General features: G+C 41.5%; 22 protein-coding genes and 2 tRNA genes. 20 read left to right on the top strand and 4 right to left on the bottom strand.

All coding sequences use genetic code 11. The features are described from left to right. Window positions 1–178 precede the first annotated feature (178 nt). Entirely contained in the window at window positions 179–1,117 is a 939-nt protein-coding gene (mdh, locus tag DK865_RS15965) for a malate dehydrogenase (RefSeq protein WP_036914697.1), read from the top strand. A gap of 102 nt (window positions 1,118–1,219) precedes the next feature. Here the strand turns inward: mdh and DK865_RS15960 are convergent, their stop codons facing one another. Further along, window positions 1,220–1,486, bottom strand: a complete 267-nt coding sequence (locus tag DK865_RS15960; protein ID WP_023583585.1) for a helix-turn-helix domain-containing protein — start codon at window positions 1,484–1,486, stop codon at window positions 1,220–1,222. A 186-nt stretch (window positions 1,487–1,672) separates the two neighbouring features. Here DK865_RS15960 and DK865_RS15955 point away from each other — a divergent pair, with 186 nt between their 5' ends. Both DK865_RS15955 and DK865_RS15950 read left to right on the top strand, forming a co-directional pair. Next, complete coding sequence (locus DK865_RS15955; RefSeq protein WP_023583584.1) at window positions 1,673–2,023, top strand: DNA-binding protein; 351 nt, start codon at window positions 1,673–1,675, stop codon at window positions 2,021–2,023. A gap of 82 nt (window positions 2,024–2,105) precedes the next feature. Continuing rightward, the gene (locus DK865_RS15950) at window positions 2,106–2,522 is read left to right on the top strand and encodes a DNA-binding protein (RefSeq protein WP_023583583.1); all 417 of its coding nucleotides are present in this window, start codon (window positions 2,106–2,108) and stop codon (window positions 2,520–2,522) included. Between the two features lie 46 nt (window positions 2,523–2,568). Here DK865_RS15950 and ispB read toward each other — a convergent pair whose 3' ends face one another. Beyond that, the gene (gene ispB / locus DK865_RS15945) at window positions 2,569–3,540 is read right to left on the bottom strand and encodes an octaprenyl diphosphate synthase (RefSeq protein WP_023583582.1); all 972 of its coding nucleotides are present in this window, start codon (window positions 3,538–3,540) and stop codon (window positions 2,569–2,571) included. A gap of 263 nt (window positions 3,541–3,803) precedes the next feature. On the opposite strand from ispB, the gene rplU reads away from it, so the two are divergent. The 3 genes from rplU to cgtA all read left to right on the top strand — a co-directional run bounded on the left by rplU (window position 3,804) and on the right by cgtA (window position 5,692). After that, on the top strand, window positions 3,804–4,112 hold the full coding sequence (gene rplU, locus DK865_RS15940) for a 50S ribosomal protein L21 (protein WP_006535707.1): 309 nt from the start codon (window positions 3,804–3,806) through the stop codon (window positions 4,110–4,112). 19 nt (window positions 4,113–4,131) lie between these two features. Further along, window positions 4,132–4,389, top strand: a complete 258-nt coding sequence (gene rpmA / locus DK865_RS15935) for a 50S ribosomal protein L27 (protein ID WP_006535706.1) — start codon at window positions 4,132–4,134, stop codon at window positions 4,387–4,389. A 130-nt stretch (window positions 4,390–4,519) separates the two neighbouring features. Next, complete coding sequence (cgtA, locus tag DK865_RS15930; RefSeq protein ID WP_109392339.1) at window positions 4,520–5,692, top strand: Obg family GTPase CgtA; 1,173 nt, start codon at window positions 4,520–4,522, stop codon at window positions 5,690–5,692. A gap of 89 nt (window positions 5,693–5,781) precedes the next feature. Here cgtA and dacB read toward each other — a convergent pair whose 3' ends face one another. Next, window positions 5,782–7,224, bottom strand: a complete 1,443-nt coding sequence (gene dacB / locus DK865_RS15925) for a serine-type D-Ala-D-Ala carboxypeptidase (protein ID WP_109392338.1) — start codon at window positions 7,222–7,224, stop codon at window positions 5,782–5,784. 408 nt (window positions 7,225–7,632) lie between these two features. Between dacB and greA the strand changes: the two genes are divergently transcribed. Continuing rightward, the gene (gene greA, locus DK865_RS15920; protein WP_023583579.1) at window positions 7,633–8,109 is read left to right on the top strand and encodes a transcription elongation factor GreA; all 477 of its coding nucleotides are present in this window, start codon (window positions 7,633–7,635) and stop codon (window positions 8,107–8,109) included. A 121-nt stretch (window positions 8,110–8,230) separates the two neighbouring features. Here greA and yhbY read toward each other — a convergent pair whose 3' ends face one another. Further along, complete coding sequence (gene yhbY / locus DK865_RS15915) at window positions 8,231–8,524, bottom strand: ribosome assembly RNA-binding protein YhbY (RefSeq protein ID WP_036914752.1); 294 nt, start codon at window positions 8,522–8,524, stop codon at window positions 8,231–8,233. Window positions 8,525–8,669: 145 nt separating this feature from the next. Here yhbY and rlmE point away from each other — a divergent pair, with 145 nt between their 5' ends. From rlmE to rpsO, 13 genes are all read left to right on the top strand, one after another. Further along, the gene (rlmE, locus tag DK865_RS15910) at window positions 8,670–9,299 is read left to right on the top strand and encodes a 23S rRNA (uridine(2552)-2'-O)-methyltransferase RlmE (protein WP_023583577.1); all 630 of its coding nucleotides are present in this window, start codon (window positions 8,670–8,672) and stop codon (window positions 9,297–9,299) included. Window positions 9,300–9,346: 47 nt separating this feature from the next. Beyond that, on the top strand, window positions 9,347–11,293 hold the full coding sequence (gene ftsH, locus DK865_RS15905; protein WP_071788574.1) for an ATP-dependent zinc metalloprotease FtsH: 1,947 nt from the start codon (window positions 9,347–9,349) through the stop codon (window positions 11,291–11,293). Window positions 11,294–11,372: 79 nt separating this feature from the next. Next, window positions 11,373–12,215 carry a dihydropteroate synthase gene (gene folP / locus DK865_RS15900; protein WP_109392337.1) on the top strand — a complete coding sequence of 281 codons (843 nt, stop codon included), beginning with the start codon at window positions 11,373–11,375 and terminating at the stop codon, window positions 12,213–12,215. After that, window positions 12,212–13,549 (top strand): phosphoglucosamine mutase, encoded by a 1,338-nt coding sequence (gene glmM / locus DK865_RS15895; protein WP_023583574.1) that lies wholly within the window; start codon window positions 12,212–12,214, stop codon window positions 13,547–13,549. The genes folP and glmM overlap by 4 nt, the downstream gene beginning before the upstream one ends. Window positions 13,550–13,714: 165 nt before the next feature. Further along, window positions 13,715–14,059, top strand: coding sequence for a preprotein translocase subunit SecG (gene secG / locus DK865_RS15890; protein WP_036914692.1), 345 nt, complete (start codon window positions 13,715–13,717; stop codon window positions 14,057–14,059). A 58-nt stretch (window positions 14,060–14,117) separates the two neighbouring features. Next, a tRNA-Leu gene (locus DK865_RS15885) sits at window positions 14,118–14,207 on the top strand. 60 nt (window positions 14,208–14,267) lie between these two features. Beyond that, window positions 14,268–14,344: transfer RNA gene (locus tag DK865_RS15880), tRNA-Met, on the top strand. Between the two features lie 202 nt (window positions 14,345–14,546). After that, the gene (gene rimP / locus DK865_RS15875; RefSeq protein ID WP_036914691.1) at window positions 14,547–14,999 is read left to right on the top strand and encodes a ribosome maturation factor RimP; all 453 of its coding nucleotides are present in this window, start codon (window positions 14,547–14,549) and stop codon (window positions 14,997–14,999) included. Window positions 15,000–15,019: 20 nt separating this feature from the next. After that, complete coding sequence (gene nusA, locus DK865_RS15870; protein ID WP_006535691.1) at window positions 15,020–16,528, top strand: transcription termination factor NusA; 1,509 nt, start codon at window positions 15,020–15,022, stop codon at window positions 16,526–16,528. A 22-nt stretch (window positions 16,529–16,550) separates the two neighbouring features. After that, entirely contained in the window at window positions 16,551–19,307 is a 2,757-nt protein-coding gene (infB, locus tag DK865_RS15865; RefSeq protein ID WP_109392336.1) for a translation initiation factor IF-2, read from the top strand. Between the two features lie 301 nt (window positions 19,308–19,608). Beyond that, window positions 19,609–20,010 (top strand): 30S ribosome-binding factor RbfA, encoded by a 402-nt coding sequence (gene rbfA / locus DK865_RS15860; protein ID WP_006535687.1) that lies wholly within the window; start codon window positions 19,609–19,611, stop codon window positions 20,008–20,010. Then, a complete protein-coding gene (gene truB, locus DK865_RS15855; RefSeq protein ID WP_109392335.1) occupies window positions 20,010–20,963 on the top strand; it encodes a tRNA pseudouridine(55) synthase TruB in 954 nt (317 codons plus the stop codon). Before rbfA ends, truB begins: the two co-directional genes overlap by 1 nt. Window positions 20,964–21,086: 123 nt before the next feature. After that, window positions 21,087–21,356 (top strand): 30S ribosomal protein S15, encoded by a 270-nt coding sequence (rpsO, locus tag DK865_RS15850; RefSeq protein ID WP_023583571.1) that lies wholly within the window; start codon window positions 21,087–21,089, stop codon window positions 21,354–21,356. The last annotated feature ends 122 nt before the right edge of the window (window positions 21,357–21,478 follow it).

Genomic DNA, 21,478 nt, shown 5'->3' with positions numbered 1-21,478 from the left:
TGTCCACTATCTCATTAACAGATAAGCAATTTGTTTAGAATAACCAAAGTATTTTTTTTCACTGAAAATGCCTTATTATGCAATATTGCTGTTAAATAATTGTTTTTTAAAAGGCGAATTGCGTAATAGTGAGTATCTCGAAGGCGTTCCACTATCTCGTAAACTAAGGAGTATCAGAATGAAAGTAGCAGTTCTCGGTGCAGCAGGTGGTATTGGTCAGGCACTGGCACTTCTTCTTAAAAATCAGCTTCCAGCTGGTAGTGAACTCTCTTTATATGATATCGCTCCCGTTACACCGGGTGTCGCAGCTGACTTAAGCCATATCCCGACTCAAGTTACTGTAAAAGGTTTTGCGGGTGAAGATCCTTCTCCTGCGCTAAAAGGCGCGGATGTTGTCCTGATTTCTGCGGGTGTAGCTCGTAAACCAGGCATGGATCGTTCAGATCTTTTCAATGTTAACGCAGGTATCGTGCGTAACTTAATTGAAAAGGTTGCACAAAATTGCCCTAAAGCACTTATCGGTATCATTACTAACCCAGTGAATACAACCGTTGCTATCGCAGCAGAAGTGCTTAAGAAAGCAGGCGTTTACGATAAAAAACGTCTTTTCGGTATCACCACTCTGGACATCATTCGCGCCAATACCTTTGTTGCAGAACTAAAAGGTAAAGATCCACAAAAAACTAACGTTCCTGTGATTGGTGGGCACTCAGGTGTGACTATTCTTCCTCTATTATCCCAAGTTGACGGCGTTTCATTTACCGATGATGAAGTTGTAGCATTGACTAAACGTATTCAAAACGCGGGTACAGAGGTTGTTGAAGCAAAAGCGGGTGGCGGATCAGCAACATTATCTATGGGGCAAGCTGCCGCTCGTTTTGGTCTTTCATTAATTCGCGCCCTAAATGGCGAGAAAAATGTTATTGAATGTACCTATACTGAAGGCGACGGAGAATATGCCCGTTTCTTTGCACAACCTATTCTTTTAGGTAAAAACGGTGTAGAGGAATATTTATCTGTTGGTAAATTAAGTGATTTTGAAAAGCAATCTCTAAATGGTATGTTAGATGTATTGAAAAAAGATATAATTCTTGGTGAAGAATTTATTAATAAATAAAGAAATACTTTTTTTGCTATAAAAATAATGCAAATTTAAATAAAAACCGCTGGTACTATATCAGCGGTTTTTTTTATTAATTATAATGTATGTAATTATTAGTTAATTATTAGTTTTGGTGCGAATCTTTCGTTCAAGTAATTCTCCTGTTTCAGGATGGAAATAACGGCTAGGCCAAATTTCACTAGGAGCGACACCAAGATAATCAGCAATGATTTTCTCTCCTTTAGGCCAAGGGCGTGACAGTGCATTAGCGAGAGTTGAAGAGCTTAACCCTGCTTTGCGAGAGATGGCAGCAAGTGTTGTTCCTCGTTTTCTAAGTGCGGCAATAATATCGGCAGGATGCCAATCAGATTTCCTTGAAATCATTTTTAATCCTTTTTCTATAAAATTGATTGCTGTGTTAGTGGTATAAATAACAGTTTATTAGAAATGTCCTAAAGTATTTAAACTGATTATTTAGAAAATAAAATAACATTATTTTTCTAAAAAGATTTCTGATTTTTTTCTTAATAATTTCTTTTTTGAAGTTGATAACAATTTTAGAGAAACATAATGAAAAAAGAGTGGTATACGGCAAAGGAATTGACGGGTATAGGTGGATTACCTAAATCACCACAAGGTGTAAATTCAAAAGCGAGACGTGAGTCTTGGCAAAAACAGAATGTAAAAAATAAGCAAGGTAGTGGTGTTGAATATCATTATTCTTGTTTACCAGAAGAAACTTTAATTGCTCTAGAACTTTATGAGCCATTAGCACATTACAAACTAAATAAAAAAGAGGAGCCACTCGTTATCTGGGTGAAAGCATTCCAACAACTAAATGATGGTGAACAAAAAACATTAACAGAGCTGATATTGCGGGATGGTATTAGAAGTTTTTTAGAAAAAGTCGTCAATGATTAAGCGATTTTAAAGAATCTATTATTGCGTTATCCGCAACAGATATCTATCTGACTAACCTCTTAGTTGAATGTGAGATGAGATCATGAAAAAAGAATGGTATACAGCGAAAGAATTAGTGGGGCTTGCGGGGTTACCTAACTCACCGCAGGGAGTTAACTTGATGGCACGTCGTGAAGGATGGGAAAATCGTCGTAAACGTGGCGTACAGGGAAAAGCTGTTGAGTATTCCGTAAAAAGTCTGCCTGATGAGGTGATCAGTGTACTCGCTGCACATGAACCTCCGGCTGAGTATTTATCAAAACGTCAGGATGCCTTTTTGATTTGGGTTGAGGCCTATTATCAACTGACTAAATCAGAACGAGAAAAGATTGTGAAATTCGTACTACGTGAAGGGCTGGCAAAGCTCATTAGCTATATTGATGCGGATAATCAAGATGCTATCGAACGAGAAAACGAAGAAGTGCTCAATAAACTAAAAAGCCCACCAGAATCGACATAGTCGCTCTAGAGGGCTTCTTTGCATAACTAATAGGGGTTTACCAAAGTTATGATTGACGTTGTACAGCGACGTGAGCAAGCCCAATAAGCGCATCTTTATACGGTGAGTCAGGTATAATTGATAAAGCTTCGATCGCTTTGTCCGCTTCTTCTTCTGCTTTTTGACGGGTATATTCCAAAGAGCCACACTGTTTCATAGTATTTAAAACAGTATCCAATAAATGGCGACCATTACCTTGTTCAATGGCTTGGCGAATTAATTGGGATCTTTCTTCATTGCCATTATGCATAGCATGAAGTAATGGCAACGTTGGTTTACCTTCATCAAGATCATCACCCGTGTTTTTACCCAACTGGTTGTTATCTGCATCATAATCAAGCAAATCGTCAATGAGCTGGAAAGCAGTCCCAAGATAACGACCATAATCTTGGAATGCTTTTTCTTGCTCAGGCGTCGCCCCCGAAAGGATGGCTGATGCATGAGAAGCTGCTTCAAAGAGACGAGCTGTTTTGCTGTAGATAACTTGCATATAGTCATCTTCAGAAATGTCGGGATCATTACAATTCATTAACTGTAAAACTTCACCTTCAGCGATCACATTGGTGGCACTAGACATTAATTTTAATACACGCATCGAATCAAGATCCGTCATCATCTGAAAAGATCGTGTATAAATAAAGTCGCCAACAAGCACACTGGCAGCATTTCCAAAGACAGCATTTGCTGTTTGTTTTCCTCTGCGCATATCCGATTCATCAACAACATCATCATGTAACAACGTTGCTGTATGAATAAATTCGATAAGCGCTGCGACCGAGATATGTTTGTCACCTTGATAGTCCAATGCTCGTCCAGTGAGCACGGCGATCATTGGTCGGATCCTTTTACCACCACCACTAATGATGTAGTAACCAAGTTGATTTATCAAAGAAACATCTGAATTAAGCTGGTAAAGGATTGCCTCATTTACCGCAGCCATATCAGCGGATGTTAGTTTTATAATAGATTCTAAATTCATGTTTTTTCGACTTTGGCTCGCCAATGAGCGCGTTATTATTAATAAAAAATGATCATGCCACAGATTTTACTCTCTTATAATTTAGATTGTACTTTAAAAATGGCTGAAATAAATATCGTGTAAAAAACTCTTTTTTTTAACGCTAGTTTGCGATCTGTACTTGTCATCGGCACTAAATTTGCGTAGAATTCGCGCCCTATGTGAATATTTTAATTGTGCACTCAAATTATACATATTGGGAGTGTGCGGAAAGCGGAGTTTATATGTACGCGGTTTTCCAAAGTGGTGGTAAACAACACCGAGTCAGCGAAGGTCAAACTATTCGTTTAGAGAAGCTGGAAGTAGCTACTGGCGAAACAATCGAGTTTGATACTGTAATGATGGTCGCTAATGGCGATGACATTCAAATTGGCGCTCCAATCCTTGCGGGCGTTAAAGTTAAAGCGGAAGTGGTTGCTCACGGTCGCGGCGATAAAGTTAAGATTGTTAAGTTCCGTCGTCGTAAACACAGCCGTAAACAACAGGGCCACCGTCAGTGGTTTACTGATGTTAAAATCACTGGTATCGCTTAAGGTTTAGGAGAGTAGTTCAATGGCACATAAAAAGGCTGGCGGCTCGACTCGTAACGGTCGTGATTCCGAAGCAAAACGTCTGGGTGTTAAACGTTTCGGTGGTGAAGCTGTATTAGCAGGTAGCATCATCGTTCGTCAACGTGGTACTAAGTTCCATGCAGGTACTAACGTTGGTTGTGGTCGTGACCACACCCTGTTTGCATTAGCTGACGGAAAAATTAAGTTCGAAGTTAAAGGTCCAAACAACCGTAAATTTATCAGCATCGAAGCTGAATAATTACTGGTCCTTTAAGCACCGAGTCAAAAGCCCTGCAAATCTGTTGCGGGGCTTTTTATATTTAAAAAAGGCCATCTCTGGGTAATTTCGGCCATCCAGCACGTTAATGGCTACTATACGGAGTAAAATCATGAAATTTGTTGATGAGGCCAAGATCCTAATCGTCGCGGGCGATGGTGGTAACGGCTGTGTAAGCTTTCGTCGCGAAAAATATATCCCTAACGGGGGACCAGACGGTGGTGATGGTGGTGATGGTGGTGATGTCTACATGATTGCAGACGAAAACCTTAACACCTTAATTGATTACCGTTTTACAAAATCTTATCGTGCAGAGCGTGGTGAAAATGGTCACAGCCGTGATTGTACCGGTAAGCGTGGTCAAGATATTACTATTAGTGTTCCTGTCGGAACGCGTGTCCGTGATTTAGCAACAAATGAAGTCATTGCTGACTTGACTGCTCACGGTCAAAAGCAAATGGTTGCTAAAGGTGGCTTCCACGGTTTAGGTAATACGCGTTTTAAATCGTCAGTTAACCGTGCTCCACGTCAACGTACCATGGGCACGCCGGGTGAATCTCGCGAAGTTCTATTAGAGCTAATGTTATTAGCTGATGTGGGTATGCTTGGGATGCCAAATGCGGGTAAATCTACATTTATTCGTGCAGTATCAGCAGCAAAACCTAAAGTTGCTGATTATCCATTTACAACGTTAGTACCAAGCTTAGGTGTGGTGCGTATGGATAATCACCAAAGCTTTGTGGTTGCAGATATTCCTGGATTAATCGAAGGCGCTGCGGATGGTGCAGGTCTTGGGATCCAATTCTTAAAACACTTAGAACGCTGCCGTGTGCTATTACACTTGATCGATATTGATCCTATTGATGGATCAGATCCTGTGGAAAATGCAAAAATTATTATCTCTGAATTAGAGAAATACAGCGAAAAATTAGCACAAAAACCGCGTTGGTTAGTGTTCAATAAAGTCGATCTTCTGGATGCTGAAGAAGCAAAAGAGAAGGCAAAAGCGATTGTGGAAGCGCTGGGTTGGGATGAAAACTATTATATGATAGCGGCCATCAACCAAGAAGGTGTGAAAAAACTTTGCTGGAATATCATGGAATTCCTGAATGTTACTCCGCGTGAGCAAGATATTGTTGCAACAAAAGCAGAGCCAGGAAAAGTTGACTTTATGTGGGATGATTACCACAAAGAACAGCTTGAAAACCCTAATTTTGAAGAAGATGACGACGATGATTGGGATGAAGAAGATGATGATGGTATTGAATTTATCTACCAACGTTAATTATCATTCTGATTGTGATTAAAATAAAAAACGCCTGATTAATCAGGCGTTTTTTATATCTCGATGACTTATACTTATCTCGTGTCAATCTAGCGATTGTTGTACATATCTTTATACAGATTAGTCTCAAAACGCACTAAATAAGCACGCCCAGCATTGCGATTCTGTGTAGGAGGTGAATACGCTGAAACGTATTGTACAAACGCAACTTTCTGCCCATTTGCTGTGGTCATAAAGCCCGCAAGATTGTAAACCCCTTTTAATGATCCTGTTTTGGCAGATACTTTGCCATCAACACCCGCTTCATGAAAACCACCTCGATATTGTAACGTACCGTCATGTCCTGCAAGGGGAAGCATCGTGATAAAGTTTAATTCACTTTCATGTTGTCCAATATATTGAAGCACTTGCATCATGGTTGCAGGCGAAATGAGGTTATGGCGAGAAAGACCAGAACCATCAACCATTACGGTATTTCCTAAATCAATTCCGGCTTTTTGTTTTAAAATTGCGCGAGTGGCTTCTGCGCCAGATCGCCAAGTTCCAGCAACGCCATAATACTCACGACCAATGGTTCTAAAGACGGTGTCTGCAATCATATTGTCAGACTCTTTTAGCATGGTTGTCAGTAAGCTATGTAACGGTTTTGATTGTGTCTGTGCAAGTACAGTAACTGGTGCTTTTAGTTGAGATCGACGTTTGATATATCCATCAAGTTCAATATTGGCGCGTTGTAACTCTTCTTTTAAAATTGTACCGGCCCAATGAGCACCGTCTTGAATAGAAAACATTAAAGGTACTGCATCGTCACGTTTAGGAATACAACCGGTGATTACATAAGTATTTAAGTCACGAACAGTGACATCTAATTCACAAAAACGGGTACGTGTTGAGCCTTTCTCATAAGTTTCAACTTCACTTAAAACGGTTACAGGATAAAAAGAAGCTTTCCGTATTGTGGCAATATCACCTTCTTTGTTGCCACTTTGCAATAAGACAGAAAAGCAGTTCTTATCAACAATGGCGGCACTAGGAGGGGCACTAAAGCATTGAGTCATATCATTCCAAACCCAACCGGGCGCTTTATCGTGGCTTGAAAAAGCAGAAGTATCAATCAGCAAATCACCCTGTACTTTTGTCACGCCAGATTGCTTTAATATGGCAACCATTGCTCTTAATTGTTGGCGGGTTAATGTAGGATCGCCTGTAAAACGAAAGATCAAATCACCATCAAGCTGATTGTTTTTTATTTTACCTTCTGTTTCCATTGTTGTGGTGAATTGATAATTTCCACCTAATTGAAGTAATGCGGCAAGTGCAGTCACTACTTTCTGAGTACTTGCAGGAAGTGCTAATTGATCGGCATGATAGTTAAGATTAGGGGAAGCAGCGCCAACGGGTTGAGTGATTAGACCCACTTGTGTTCCTTCAGGAAGAAGGGATGTATAGTTTTCAACAGGTATTGCTTGGGTTGAAAAACTGATGATACTTAATGTGTATAGTATCCGTCGAAATGTTGATAGTAAGCGCATAATTTCTCTATCTGTGACTATAGCGTGTAACGTTATAGTATTGATTGCCAGAGGCTAATACTAAAGGGCAATGAGGGCAAAAGTAAACGGTAACAAGCAGGATTAGCTCATTATCGGAAAAAGTCTGTTTATCTCTTTATAAAGAGAGATAAGGCGTGAAGCAATGCGTCTGTTGTGTTAGATTTAGTTTTAAGTATGGGTGGTTTAGTTTACGTCCCAATAGCATGAGTTGGGAATATAATAGCGCCCCTCATTCACCGAATATACGTAGAGACAGGCCCAATTTAAGGTTGCCTGTGTCTTTTTTTGTCTTGAGAAGAGTAAATAGATCCTTTTCTCTGTGTTGTTAGTATAAAAAATCAGGATGATACCTATTTTTTATTAGGAATAGTATTGAGGTATTAACACATGAATCAGATCCCTATGACAGTTCTAGGTGCAGAAAAATTACGCGAAGAGCTGGAATATTTAAAAGGTATTCGTCGTCCCGAGATCATTGCAGCTATTGCTGAAGCTCGTGAACATGGAGACTTAAAAGAAAACGCGGAATATCATGCTGCAAGAGAGCAACAAGGTTTCTGTGAAGGCCGTATACAAGAAATTGAAGCAAAATTATCGAATGCTCAAGTCATTGATATTACAAAGATGAATAACAATGGTCGTATTATTTTTGGTTCAACAGTCACATTGTTAAATGTTGAAACAGAAGAAGAGCAAACTTACCGCATTGTGGGTGATGATGAAGCCAACATTAAAGAAAACTTAATTTCTGTTAATTCACCGATTGCGCGTGGATTGATTGGTAAAGAGTTAGATGATGTTGTTGTGATTACTACACCGGGCGGACAAGTCGAGTATGAAGTTTTAAACGTAGAATATATTTAATTTATAATTTTACGTTTCTATAGAAAACTAGAGTGCCATCCTGTGGTAATATAAAAAAGGCCTTAAAAGGCCTTTTTTGCCATAGAGTTAGTTATGGCATTTTTATATAAAGATACAGGTTTTATTTCGGTAAAATAATCTTACGTGCTTCTGAAGGACGATAAAGAACAAGAATTTTTCCGATAACTTGTACATTCTGTGCACCGCTTTCGCGTACAATCGCTGCCACGATCAAGTTTTTAACATCTCGATCTTCGCCTGCGATTTTGACTTTGATAAGCTCATGGTGTGCCAGAGCGAGTTCAATTTCTGCAAGAACGCCTTCAGTCAACCCGTTGTTACCAATCATAACGACTGGATTCAGGTGATGAGCGAGCCCTTTCAGGTGTTGAATTTGTTTTTTGTTAAGAGTCATCATTAATTTTTGCTTTGTTGGGATTGAAAACGATCTATTCTAACGCCATCTCTCACTTATCACCATAAAATGTCGTTAATACGGGGTTAAATGAGTGAAAGAGTAAAAATATTGATAGCTAAGTGTATGATAGTTGGAAAACGCAATGGCCAATAAAAAACGTTCGGCAAGCTCTAGCCGCTGGTTACAAGAACATTTTAGTGATAAATATGTTCAGCAAGCACAGAAAAAAGGGTTTCGCTCTCGTGCTTGGTTTAAACTGGAAGAAATTCAGCAAAGTGACAATATCTTTAAACCAGGTATGACCGTTGTCGATTTAGGAGCAGCCCCTGGAGGGTGGTCTCAATACGTTGTACAGCAGTTAGGAAGCAAAGGTCGAATCATCGCATGTGACCTTTTACCTATGGATCCTATAGTTGGAGTCGATTTCCTTCAAGGCGATTTCCGTGATGAACTTGTATTGAAGGCATTGCTTGATAGAGTAGGTGAAAACAAAGTCCAGGTTGTCATGTCTGACATGGCTCCAAACATGAGCGGTACACCCGCGGTCGATATTCCTCGATCCATGTATTTAGTAGAGTTAGCGCTTGATATGTGTCGTGATGTACTGGCTCCCGGGGGAAGTTTTATTGTCAAAGTGTTTCAGGGAGAAGGCTTTGATGAATACCTGGGGCAAATACGCTCCCTGTTTACGAAAGTGAAAGTTCGTAAACCAGACGCTTCGCGGTCTCGTTCTCGTGAGGTATATATTGTAGCCACAGGGCGTAAACTTTAGTACCCTAAAGCTATTTGTTAACACAGTTGTAATATGAGGTTAATCCCTTGAGTGACATGGCGAAAAACCTGATCCTCTGGCTAGTTATTGCAGTCGTTTTGATGTCATTATTCCAGAGCTTCGGACCCAGCGATTCGAATAGTCGTAAGGTGGATTACTCTACCTTTATCAATGAGTTAACTAATAACCAATTACGCGAGGTCAGCATAAGTGGTTATGATATTAATGTAACTAAAACAGATAACTCAAAGTACAGCACGTATATGCCTATGCGTGATGACAACCTGCTGACCACTTTAATGAACCGTAATGTAAAAGTAACGGGTGAACCACTTGAAGGCCAAAGTCTTCTGACTCAAATTTTTGTGTCTTGGTTCCCAATGCTATTACTGATTGGTCTTTGGATTTTCTTTATGCGCCAAATGCAAGGTGGTGGCGGTAAAGGTGCGATGTCTTTTGGTAAAAGCAAGGCGCGCATGTTGACAGAAGACCAAATCAAAACAACCTTTGCTGATGTTGCGGGTTGTGATGAAGCGAAAGAAGAAGTAAGCGAATTAGTTGAGTATTTACGTGATCCAGGTCGTTTCCAGAAATTAGGGGGTAAAATCCCTAAAGGTATTCTGATGGTGGGGCCTCCAGGTACAGGTAAAACATTATTAGCAAAAGCTATCGCGGGTGAAGCGAAAGTTCCATTCTTTACCATTTCGGGTTCTGATTTCGTTGAAATGTTTGTGGGTGTGGGTGCTTCTCGTGTTCGTGATATGTTTGAACAAGCGAAAAAAGCAGCACCTTGTATCATCTTTATCGATGAAATTGATGCGGTCGGTCGTCAACGTGGTGCTGGTTTAGGTGGTGGTCATGATGAACGTGAACAGACACTGAACCAGATGCTGGTTGAAATGGATGGTTTCGAAGGTAATGAAGGTATTATTGTTATCGCAGCAACGAACCGTCCAGATGTGTTAGACCCAGCATTACTTCGTCCTGGTCGTTTTGACCGCCAAGTGGTTGTTGGTTTACCTGATGTCCGTGGACGTGAGCAAATCCTTAAAGTCCATATGCGTCGTGTACCGTTATCACCCGATGTTGATCCCGCTATTTTAGCGCGTGGTACGCCAGGTTTCTCTGGTGCTGACTTGGCTAACTTAGTTAACGAAGCGGCTTTATTCGCTGCACGTGGTAATAAACGTGTTGTCTCAATGGTTGAGTTTGAGAAAGCGAAAGATAAGATCATGATGGGCGCAGAGCGTCGTTCAATGGTGATGACTGAAGAACAAAAAGCATCAACCGCTTATCATGAGGCTGGTCACGCAATTATTGGTCGTTTAGTCCCTGAGCATGATCCTGTGCATAAAGTGACGATTATTCCTCGTGGACGTGCATTAGGTGTGACGTTCTTCTTACCTGAGGGCGACCAAATTAGTGCGAGCCGTCAGAAATTAGAGAGCCAAATTTCAACACTTTACGGTGGACGTTTAGCTGAAGAAATTATCTATGGTGTAGAGCATGTTTCTACAGGGGCTTCTAATGACATCAAAGTTGCAACCAATATTGCACGTAACATGGTGACACAATGGGGCTTCTCTGAAAAATTAGGACCATTGCTGTACGCAGAAGAAGAAGGTGAAGTGTTCTTAGGTCGTTCTGTTGCTAAAGCACAACATATGTCTGATGAAACAGCTCGTACAATTGACGAAGAAATTAAAGCTATCGTTGATCGTAACTATGTTCGAGCTCGTCAGATCTTAATGGATAACCTTGATATTCTGCACTCAATGAAAGATGCACTGATGACTTATGAAACTATCGATGCGCCTCAAATTGATGATTTAATGAATCGTCGTGATGTTCGTCCACCGGCGGGTTGGGAAGGCAATAATGGCAATAGTGGTACAACGACTACTGCCCAGCCAGCACAAACGCATGTCGCGAGTGATCCAAAAGATAAGCCTGAGTCAGAAAGTGATACACCTTCTGATAAAAATACTCACTAATCCTTATTGGGTTATGCCTGAGTAAGTTATAAATATAAACCCCAGGCTTCTGGGGTTTTTTTATGAAGGTATCAATGAAATGAAATTAATGGCGAGAGGAACAGAACTTAACTTATCAACACCTCAAGTTATGGGGATTTTGAATGTCACTCCAGATTCTTTTTCTGATGGTGGCACTCATAATTCACTTAATGATGCAGTAAACCACGCGGCAAAATTAATTGCCGAAGGGGCTTCTATCATCGATATTGGTGGCGAGTCTACTAGACCTGGTGCGAGTGATGTTTCTATTGATGAAGAGTTGCAGCGTGTGGTTCCTGTTGTTGAGGCTATTCGTCAGCGTTTTGATGTATGGATCTCTGTTGATACATCCAAAGCGCAAGTCATTACTGAATCAGCAAATGTAGGTGCTTCAATTATCAATGATATTCGCTCTTTACAAGAGCCAGGAGCACTTGCAGCAGCGGCTAAAACTGGTTTGCCAGTGTGTATTATGCATATGCAGGGTGATCCTAAAACCATGCAACAATCACCACATTATGAGAATGTGATGATGGATGTTGATCGTTTTTTACAAGAAAATATTCAACGTTGTGTTGATGCCGGGATCGAAAAAAATCAAATTATTCTTGATCCAGGATTCGGCTTTGGTAAAAATTTAGCGCATAATTACCAATTATTAGCGCACTTAAGTGAACTTCATCACTTTGGTCTACCCATACTTGCCGGAATGTCACGCAAATCAATGGTTGGACAACTATTGAATGTACCACCACAAGAGCGTGTTGCTGGTAGCGTGGCATGCGCAGTCATTGCAGCGATGCAAGGCGCACAAATTATTCGTGTACACGATGTTAAAGAGACTGTTGATGCGATGAAAGTCGTACAAGCGACTCTTTCTGCAAAGGAAAATAATGAATGAGCGAACGTAAATACTTTGGAACAGATGGTATCCGTGGAAAAGTAGGTGATAGTCCAATTACACCTGATTTTGTATTAAAACTAGGTTGGGCTGCGGGCAAAGTATTAGCACGTCATGGCTCTCGCAAAATCATTATTGGTAAAGATACACGCATCTCCGGTTATATGCTGGAATCAGCATTAGAAGCAGGTTTAGCCGCCGCAGGTTTATCAGCTTCATTCACTGGACCAATGCCAACACCCGCTGTTGCTTATTTAACGCGCACATTCCGTGCGGAAGCAGGGATTGTGATTTCAGCTTCTCATAACCCTTATTATGATAATGGGATCAAATTTTTCTCTATTGATGGGACAAAATTACCCGATGAAGTAGAAGAAGCCATTGAAGCTGAAATGGAAAAGCCAATAACTTGTGTTGAATCAGCAGAGCTGGGTCGTGCAAATCGTATCGTGGATGCGGCAGGTCGTTATATTGAATTCTGCAAAGGGACTTTCCCGAATGAAAACAATCTTAATGGTCTAAAAGTGGTTGTTGATTGTGCGCATGGTGCAACATATCATATTGCGCCAAACGTATTTCGTGAACTAGGTGCTGAAGTGATCACTATTGGTTGTGAACCAACAGGTATCAACATCAACGAAGAATGTGGTGCAACAGATGTTCGTATGTTGCAAAAACGCGTATTAGAAGAAGGCGCTGATGTTGGTTTAGCTTTTGATGGTGATGGTGACCGTATCATCATGGTTGATCATCAAGGTCTAAAAGTTGATGGTGACCAAATTCTCTACATTATTGCGAGAGAAGCATTACGCCAAGGTCAATTACGCGGTGGTGCTGTTGGTACTCTAATGAGCAATATGGGATTAGAGATTGCACTTAAACAACTGGGTATTCCTTTTGTAAGAGCAAAAGTGGGTGACCGCTATGTGCTTGAAAAATTACAAGAGAAAGGCTGGCGTTTAGGTGCTGAAAACTCAGGTCACATTATTTTATTAGATAAAACGACTACAGGTGACGGTATTGTTGCAGGTTTACAAGTTTTAAGTGCAATGGTACGTAACCATATGAGTCTGCATGATCTATGCAGTGGCATGAAACTATTACCACAAATTTTAGTGAATGTTCGCTTTACGGGTAGCCACGATCCGCTACAGACACCTGAAGTTCAGAAAGTCGCTAAAGCAGTTGAAGAAGAACTGGCTGGTAAAGGGCGTGTATTGCTGCGTAAATCAGGAACAGAACCTTTAATTCGTGTCATGGTTGAAGGTGAAAATGAAGAACAAGTCACTGCGATGGCAAATCGTATTGCTGACGCTGTGAAGCACGTGGGTTAATTGATGATTTTTTCTTCAATCAATCACTTTGTAGAAAAATAACCTTGCTTGTCAGTTCAGCTTTGGTTAGTATTCACACCCGCTTAGTAAGGTCTTGAACTAAAGCGGGTGAAGCAATCGAAGGTTATCGTTAAGACGATAAGTTCCATAGAAAAGGTAACGCAAATGTATACGGCACTCATTGTTATTCTTATCATTGTAGCAACAGGGCTAGTTGGTCTGATCCTGTTACAGCAGGGTAAAGGTGCTGATATGGGCGCTTCTTTTGGTGCAGGTGCTTCCGGTACAGTATTTGGTTCGAGCGGTTCAGCTAACTTTATGACCCGTATGACCGCTGTTTTAGCAACAGCTTTTATTGTACTTGCCCTTATTTTAGGTAATCTAAGTGCCAATAAAACTGTGCGTGAAGACAGCAAATGGATGTCTATCGAGCAGACTACAGAAGAAGCTAAAAAAGCTGAGCAGTTAGCAGCGCCTGTAGCGCCAGCAAATACAGATATTCCGCAGTAAACTAAGTAAAGATTTAAATGAGATTGTTAATTTTTACGCAGTAACAGTCTCATTAAGTGCCGAGGTGGTGAAATTGGTATACACGCTACCTTGAGGTGGTAGTGCCTATAAAACGGGCGTACGGGTTCAAGTCCCGTTCTCGGCACCATTATTCCAGATAGCTTGCGTTTTGCTTGTTATCAGCGTAAAATTTGCCACGTTTTTCGAACGCGGGGTGGAGCAGCTTGGTAGCTCGTCGGGCTCATAACCCGAAGGTCGTCGGTTCAAATCCGGCCCCCGCAACCACTTCTAACAATACAGCACTTTTCTCATTAATCATCTTGTTGAACCGATTATGATCCTGAGTGGAATGTGCCGTAAGAAGAGGTTATTCTCGAATGGCAAGTTACAGGGTCCAGTTGCATAAAGCCCCGAATTTCGGGGTTTTTTGTTATCAGAGAATAGAATACTGGGCTATAGGCCCTTTTTTTATGCCTTGGGGGTGGGTTTGTCCACATTAGAGCAAAAATTAACAGCGATGGTTTCAGCACCAGTAGAAGCATTAGGCTTTGAATTTGTCGGTCTTGAGTTTATTCGTGGCCGAGAATCAACATTGCGCATCTATATTGATAGTGAAGACGGTATCACTGTTGATGATTGTGCTGATGTTAGCCACCAGGTCAGTGCTGTGCTGGATGTTGAAGATCCAATTCAAACAGTTTATAACCTTGAGATCTCTTCTCCTGGTTTAGAACGACCTTTATTCACTGCAACGCATTATGAGCAATTTATCGGTGAAGAAGCCGCTATTGTATTACGAATTGCAATGCAAAACCGCCGTAAATGGCAGGGCATTATTAAGTCTGTCGCTGGCGAAATGATCACGGTTACTGTGGATGGTAAAGACGAAGTGTTCGCACTGAGCAACATCCAGAAAGCTAACCTGGTACCCCACTTTTAAGTTTTGAAGAGGCAACTAGGATGAACAAAGAGATTCTGGCTGTTGTGGAAGCGGTCTCTAACGAAAAATCTCTTCCTCGTGAAAAGATTTTTGAAGCACTGGAAACCGCACTAGCGACAGCAACTAAGAAAAAATACGAGCAAGAAATTGACGTTCGCGTTTGTATCGACCGTAAAACTGGTGATTTTGATACATTCCGTCGTTGGGTTGCTGTTGATGAAGTGACTCAACCAACTCGTGAAATCACACTTGAAGCGGCTCAATATGAAGATCCTAGCATCGAACTAGGTGGCTATATTGAAGATCAGATTGAATCTGTTACTTTCGACCGTATTACAACACAAACAGCGAAACAAGTTATCGTACAAAAAGTACGTGAAGCTGAAAGAGCGATGGTTGTTGATCAATTCCGCGAACAATTAGGCGAAATTATCACGGGTGTTGTGAAGAAAGTGAACCGTGAAAATATCACTTTAGATTTAGGTAATAACGCCGAAGCGGTTATTTTACGCGAAGATATGTTACCGCGTGAAAATTTCCGTCCAGGTGACCGTTTACGTGGCGTTTTATACGACGTACGTACAGAAACCCGTGGTGCACAACTTTTCGTGACACGCTCTCGCCCTGAAATGCTGGTTGAACTTTTCCGTATTGAAGTACCAGAAATTGGCGAAGAAATCATTGAAATTAAAGCTGCAGCGCGTGATCCAGGTTCTCGTGCCAAAATCGCAGTAAAAACTAACGACAAGCGTATTGACCCAGTGGGTGCTTGTGTTGGTATGCGTGGTGCACGTGTACAAGCCGTTTCCAGCGAATTGGGCGGCGAGCGAATTGATATTGTTCTGTGGGATGATAATCCTGCACAATTCGTCATTAATGCAATGGCTCCGGCAGATGTTGCTTCTATTGTTGTCGATGAAGACAAATGCACAATGGATGTTGCCGTCGAAAGCAGTAACCTTGCTCAGGCAATCGGCCGAAATGGTCAAAACGTTCGCCTGGCAGCACAGTTACTGAAAAAACATCGTGGTGATGACAAATGGGAATTAAACGTCATGACTGCTGATGAACTGAATGCAAAACATCAGGCAGAAGCAAACGCAGCCATTGAAATATTTACTAAGCATCTCGACATTGATGAAGACTTCGCAACGGTTTTAGTTGAAGAAGGTTTCTCTACCCTTGAAGAGTTAGTTTATGTGCCAATCAGTGAACTGCTGGCTATTGACGGATTAGATGAAGACACCGTTGAAGCTCTACGTGAAAGAGCAAAAGCCGCACTAACAACGATTGAGTTGGCTCAAAAAGAAAGCCTAGGCGATAACCAGCCAGCAGAGGACTTATTAGCTCTCGAAGGCTTGGAGCGCTCTTTAGCATTTGATCTAGCTGCCCGTGGTATCTGCACACTGGAAGATCTTGCCGAACAGGGTATCGACGACCTAACTGATATTGAAGGTTTAAATAGTGAACGCGCAGGCGAACTCATTATGGCCGCACGTAATATCTGCTGGTTTGGGAATGATGCGTAACAACTGAGCAGGAAGGAACAGAATGACAGATGAAACAGTAAAATCACTGGCAGAAGAGATTCAGACACCGGTTGAACGTTTGGTACAGCAGTTTGCTGATGCCGGTATTAAGAAGACCGTCTCTGATTCTGTCTCCCAAAAAGAGAAAGAAACCTTACTGGCTTGGTTGAATCGTGATAAAGACGTATCAACCAACCAACCAGAAAAATTAACGTTACAACGCAAAGTGCGTAGTACGTTAAGTGTTCCTGGTACAGGTGGCAAAAGTAAATCAGTAGCCATCGAAGTCCGCAAAAAACGCACTTATGTGAACCGTGACGCAGTTGAAAAAGCGCAAGCGGATGAGCAAGCTCAGCGTGAAGCGGAAGAAAAGGCGCATCGCGAAGCCGAAGAAAAAGCCCAGCGCGAAGCACAAGAGAAAGCACAGCGCGAAGCTGAAGAAAAAGCAAAACGTGAAGCTGAAAAGGCAAAGAAAGACGCCGAAGAAAAAGCGAAACGTGAAGCTGAAGAAGCAAAACGTGAAGCAGCGGAATTAGCTAAGCGCGAAGCAGCGGAAAAAGATAAAGTGAAACAAAACGATAAACCAAAAGCTGATAAAGCAGCAGATCAGGAAAAAGCACGTCGCAATGCTGAACAGGCTGAACTGAAGCGTAAAACGGAAGAAGCACAGCGCCGTAAAGCGGAAGAAGAAGCACGTATAGCAGCAGAAAAAGCACGTCGCTTAGCTGAAGAAAATGCTGAAAAATGGACTGCTGAACCTAAAGCACCAGAAACTGAAGGCTCAGACTATCATGTAACAACATCACGTTATGCTCGTGATGCAGAAGATGAAAGTGATGCTGAAGTTGAAGGTGGCCGCGGTCGTGGTCGCAATGCTAAGGCTCCTCGTCCTAAGAAAAACAACCGCCATTCTGAAAAAGCAGATCGTGAAGAAGCACGTGCTGCTGGTCGTACTAACAAGAAAGGTAAACGTAAAGGTAGCTCATTACAGCAAGGCTTTAATAAGCCAGCGGCTGTTGTAAACCGTGATGTAATTATCGGTGAGACAATTTCTGTTGCTGAACTTGCTAACAAAATGGCAGTAAAAGGGTCTGAAGTTATCAAAACGATGATGAAAATGGGTGCTATGGCGACCATTAATCAGGTTTTAGACCAAGAAACTGCACAGCTTGTTGCTGAAGAAATGGGCCACAAAGTTATCTTACGTCGTGAAAACGAGTTAGAAGAACAAGTCATGAGCGATCGTGATACTGGCGAAGAAAGCGCAGTATCTCGTGCACCTGTTGTGACTATTATGGGTCACGTTGACCATGGTAAAACATCATTACTGGACTACATTCGTTCAACGAAAGTAGCATCAGGCGAAGCGGGTGGTATCACCCAGCATATCGGTGCTTATCACGTTAAAACTGACAAAGGTGAAATCACCTTCCTAGATACTCCAGGTCACGCCGCGTTTACTTCAATGCGTGCTCGTGGTGCTCAGGTTACGGATATTGTTGTTCTGGTTGTTGCGGCAGATGATGGTGTAATGCCACAAACTATCGAAGCAATCCAACACGCAAAAGCAGCAAACGTACCGGTTGTTGTTGCAGTGAACAAAATTGATAAACACGAAGCTGATCCAGATCGTGTTAAAACTGAACTGTCTCAATATGGCATTCTGCCAGAAGATTGGGGTGGTGAAACTCAGTTTATCCATGTATCTGCAAAACAAGGTTTAGGTATTGACGAACTGCTGGATGCTATTCTTTTACAAGCTGAAGTTCTCGAACTGAAAGCAGTCAAAGAAGGTATGGCAAGCGGTGTTGTTATCGAATCTTACCTTGATAAAGGTCGTGGTCCAGTTGCCACTATTCTTGTCCGTGAAGGTACCTTGAATAAAGGTGACATCGTTCTGTGTGGTTTCGAATACGGTCGTATTCGTGCAATGCGTAACGAATTAGGTCAAGACGTTCAATCTGCTGGCCCATCAATGCCCGTTGAGATTTTAGGTCTGTCTAACGTTCCTTCTGCGGGTGATGAAGCAACGGTTGTACGTGACGAGAAGAAAGCGCGTGAAGTTGCATTATACCGTCAAGGTAAATTCCGCGATGTTAAACTGGCTCGTCAGCAGAAATCTAAACTGGAAAACATGTTTGCTAACATGGAAGAAGGTAAAACTTCTGAGCTGAACATCGTTCTGAAAACAGACGTTCAAGGTACTTGTGAAGCGATTACTGATGCATTAGTTAAACTGTCTACTAATGAAGTTAAACTGAAAATCATCGGTTCAGGCGTCGGTGGTATCACCGAAACTGATGCAACATTAGCTGCGGCTTCTAACGCAATCATTCTTGGCTTCAACGTTCGTGCTGATGCATCTGCTCGCCGTATCATTGAACAAGAAAGTGTTGATTTACGTTACTACTCCGTTATCTATAGCCTGATTGACGAAATCAAACTGGCAATGAGCGGTATGTTGGCACCTGAATATAAACAAGAAATCATGGGGCTTGCAGAAGTTCGTGATGTGTTTAAATCACCTAAATTTGGCGCGATTGCGGGCTGTATGGTGGTTGAAGGTAACATTAAACGTAATAACCCAATTCGTGTTCTACGTGATAACGTGGTTATCTATGAAGGCGAACTTGAGTCACTGCGTCGCTTTAAAGATGACGTCAACGAAGTGCGTAACGGCATGGAATGTGGTATCGGTGTGAAAAACTACAACGATGTCCGTGTTGGCGACATGATTGAAGTCTTCCAAGTTATCGAAATCAAACGTTCTATTGATTAATTTAGTCCGTTTTGTTTTAAAAGGGAGCTCAAGGGCTCCCTTCTTATTCCTTTCTTTGCTCTATTCTCCTTTTATTTCCTCTCCATTTTTCAACATAACCGAAATAGATTGCCTTTCAGTAATTTATGAAAGTGAAATAACAGGGTAAAATAGCACCAAAGAAACATTTTATTTCTAAAGAAAGAAATCAGAGAAGCGGTTGTTAAATACCACTTCATGTATACTCTTTAGATATCATTGATTTTAGATTTGAATTAACAATGACAATCAGGGCGATACCCTATTGTCAGGGAGAAATAAAATGGCAAGAGATTTTAGCCGTAGTCAGCGTGTTTCTCAGGAAATGCAAAAAGAAATCGCCATCATTTTACAACGCGAAGTCAAAGATCCACGTATTGGAATGGCAACGGTTTCCGGCGTTGAAATTTCTCGTGATTTGGCTTATGCCAAAGTATTCGTCACCTTTTTAAACTTATCCGGTGGTGAAAAAAGCGAAGAAGAGATGGTTGCAGAGGGGTTAACTGCACTTAATGAAGCTGCTGGATTTATTCGTTCTTTATTAGGCAAAGCGATGCGTTTACGTATTGTGCCTGAACTGACATTTGCTTATGACAACTCATTAGTTGAAGGTATGCGTATGTCTAACTTGGTTTCTAACGTCGTTAAAAGCGATGAAGAGCGTCGTCATAAAGAGGACAAATAATGGGGCGTCGTCGTAAGGGGCGTGAGATTAACGGTGTATTGTTACTCGATAAACCCCAAGATATTTCCTCTAACGATGCACTCCAAAAAGTTCGTCGTATGTTTAATGCCAGTAAGGCAGGGCATACGGGAGCACTGGACCCTTTAGCAACAGGTATGCTTCCTATTTGTTTAGGTGAAGCAACGAAATTTTCACAGTTTCTATTGGATTCAGATAAGCGTTATCGCGTTATTGCACGTTTAGGGCAACGAACAGATACCTCTGATGCACATGGTGAGGTTATTCAAGAGCGCCCTGTACAATTTACACAGCAAGCTTTAGATGATGCCTTGGATAGTTTTCGTGGCGAAACATTGCAAGTCCCTTCAATGTACTCCGCTTTAAAGCATCAAGGTAAACCGCTTTACGAATACGCCCGACAAGGTATTGAAGTTGAGCGTGAAGCAAGACCCATCACGGTTTATGAACTTCAGTTTATTCGTTGGGAAGGTAATGAGCTAGAGCTAGAAATTCATTGTTCTAAAGGTACTTACATTCGAACAATTATTGATGATCTTGGTGAGAAATTACAATGTGGTGCCCACGTGATTTTCTTACGTCGATTAGAAGTCGCAGATTATCCTAAAGAGCGAATGGTAACGTTAGAGCAATTAAGCTCGATGATAGAGAATGCACAAACTGCACAAGACGATCCTTTCTTGGCACTTGATGCGCTGTTATTGCCTATGGATACCGCTGTTGCACATTTCCCTGTTGTGAATCTAACCACGATTATTGCGGGTTATCTCAAGCTGGGGCAACCTGTTCGTGTTAATCATGACATCGATGAAGGCGAATGGGTCAGAGTCACGGAAGGCGATGAAAAAAAATTCATTGGTCTTGCTATCATTAAAGATGGCCTAGTCGCTCCGAAAAGAGTGGTTGTAGACTATAGCGCACAAGATAACACTTAATAGCAATCTTGCGCTAAAAGTGTTTGAAGCGTAGAATAATACGGCTATCTGTTTAGGTGGCTGAGTTGGGTAGCTGAATTAGAGATTGGCTATCTGAAAATTTTACTTAATTTGGAGTTTATTATGTCTCTAAGTACTGAAGCGAAAGCACAAATCGTTGCTGAATTTGGTCGTGATGCTAACGATACTGGCTCAAGCGAAGTTCAGATTGCACTGCTGACTGCAGAAATCAACCACCTGCAAGGTCACTTTTCAGAGCATAAAAAAGATCACCACAGCCGTCGTGGTCTGCTGCGTAAAGTTTCCAGCCGTCGTAATCTGCTGGACTACCTGAAACGTAAAGATGTTGCTCGTTACTCTGCACTGATTGAACGTTTAGGTCTGCGTCGCTAATCAAGCGAGTTTCAGTGGAAAGGGGCCTGTTGGCCCCTTTTCTACTAGAAAGTGCTATTTTTAATATTAGTCGTTATGTTTTAATGTGGTGATTGTTATTTAGTCTCTCTAGTTACGACAAT

The organism is Proteus cibi, assembly GCF_003144405.1.
Lineage (GTDB): Bacteria > Pseudomonadota > Gammaproteobacteria > Enterobacterales > Enterobacteriaceae > Proteus > Proteus cibi.
This window is presented reverse-complemented; position numbering and strand designations above follow the sequence as displayed.

What these genes read in the sequence shown, in the direction of transcription:
- mdh (WP_036914697.1), top strand. Translation starts at nt 179, where the DNA reads ATGAAAGTAGCAGTTCTCGGTGCAGCAGGTGGTATTGGTCAGGCACTG.
- DK865_RS15960 (WP_023583585.1), bottom strand. Translation starts at nt 1,486, where the DNA reads ATGATTTCAAGGAAATCTGATTGGCATCCTGCCGATATTATTGCCGCA.
- DK865_RS15955 (WP_023583584.1), top strand. Translation starts at nt 1,673, where the DNA reads ATGAAAAAAGAGTGGTATACGGCAAAGGAATTGACGGGTATAGGTGGA.
- DK865_RS15950 (WP_023583583.1), top strand. Translation starts at nt 2,106, where the DNA reads ATGAAAAAAGAATGGTATACAGCGAAAGAATTAGTGGGGCTTGCGGGG.
- ispB (WP_023583582.1), bottom strand. Translation starts at nt 3,540, where the DNA reads ATGAATTTAGAATCTATTATAAAACTAACATCCGCTGATATGGCTGCG.
- rplU (WP_006535707.1), top strand. Translation starts at nt 3,804, where the DNA reads ATGTACGCGGTTTTCCAAAGTGGTGGTAAACAACACCGAGTCAGCGAA.
- rpmA (WP_006535706.1), top strand. Translation starts at nt 4,132, where the DNA reads ATGGCACATAAAAAGGCTGGCGGCTCGACTCGTAACGGTCGTGATTCC.
- cgtA (WP_109392339.1), top strand. Translation starts at nt 4,520, where the DNA reads ATGAAATTTGTTGATGAGGCCAAGATCCTAATCGTCGCGGGCGATGGT.
- dacB (WP_109392338.1), bottom strand. Translation starts at nt 7,224, where the DNA reads ATGCGCTTACTATCAACATTTCGACGGATACTATACACATTAAGTATC.
- greA (WP_023583579.1), top strand. Translation starts at nt 7,633, where the DNA reads ATGAATCAGATCCCTATGACAGTTCTAGGTGCAGAAAAATTACGCGAA.
- yhbY (WP_036914752.1), bottom strand. Translation starts at nt 8,524, where the DNA reads ATGACTCTTAACAAAAAACAAATTCAACACCTGAAAGGGCTCGCTCAT.
- rlmE (WP_023583577.1), top strand. Translation starts at nt 8,670, where the DNA reads ATGGCCAATAAAAAACGTTCGGCAAGCTCTAGCCGCTGGTTACAAGAA.
- folP (WP_109392337.1), top strand. Translation starts at nt 11,373, where the DNA reads ATGAAATTAATGGCGAGAGGAACAGAACTTAACTTATCAACACCTCAA.
- glmM (WP_023583574.1), top strand. Translation starts at nt 12,212, where the DNA reads ATGAGCGAACGTAAATACTTTGGAACAGATGGTATCCGTGGAAAAGTA.
- secG (WP_036914692.1), top strand. Translation starts at nt 13,715, where the DNA reads ATGTATACGGCACTCATTGTTATTCTTATCATTGTAGCAACAGGGCTA.
- nusA (WP_006535691.1), top strand. Translation starts at nt 15,020, where the DNA reads ATGAACAAAGAGATTCTGGCTGTTGTGGAAGCGGTCTCTAACGAAAAA.
- infB (WP_109392336.1), top strand. Translation starts at nt 16,551, where the DNA reads ATGACAGATGAAACAGTAAAATCACTGGCAGAAGAGATTCAGACACCG.
- rbfA (WP_006535687.1), top strand. Translation starts at nt 19,609, where the DNA reads ATGGCAAGAGATTTTAGCCGTAGTCAGCGTGTTTCTCAGGAAATGCAA.
- truB (WP_109392335.1), top strand. Translation starts at nt 20,010, where the DNA reads ATGGGGCGTCGTCGTAAGGGGCGTGAGATTAACGGTGTATTGTTACTC.
- rpsO (WP_023583571.1), top strand. Translation starts at nt 21,087, where the DNA reads ATGTCTCTAAGTACTGAAGCGAAAGCACAAATCGTTGCTGAATTTGGT.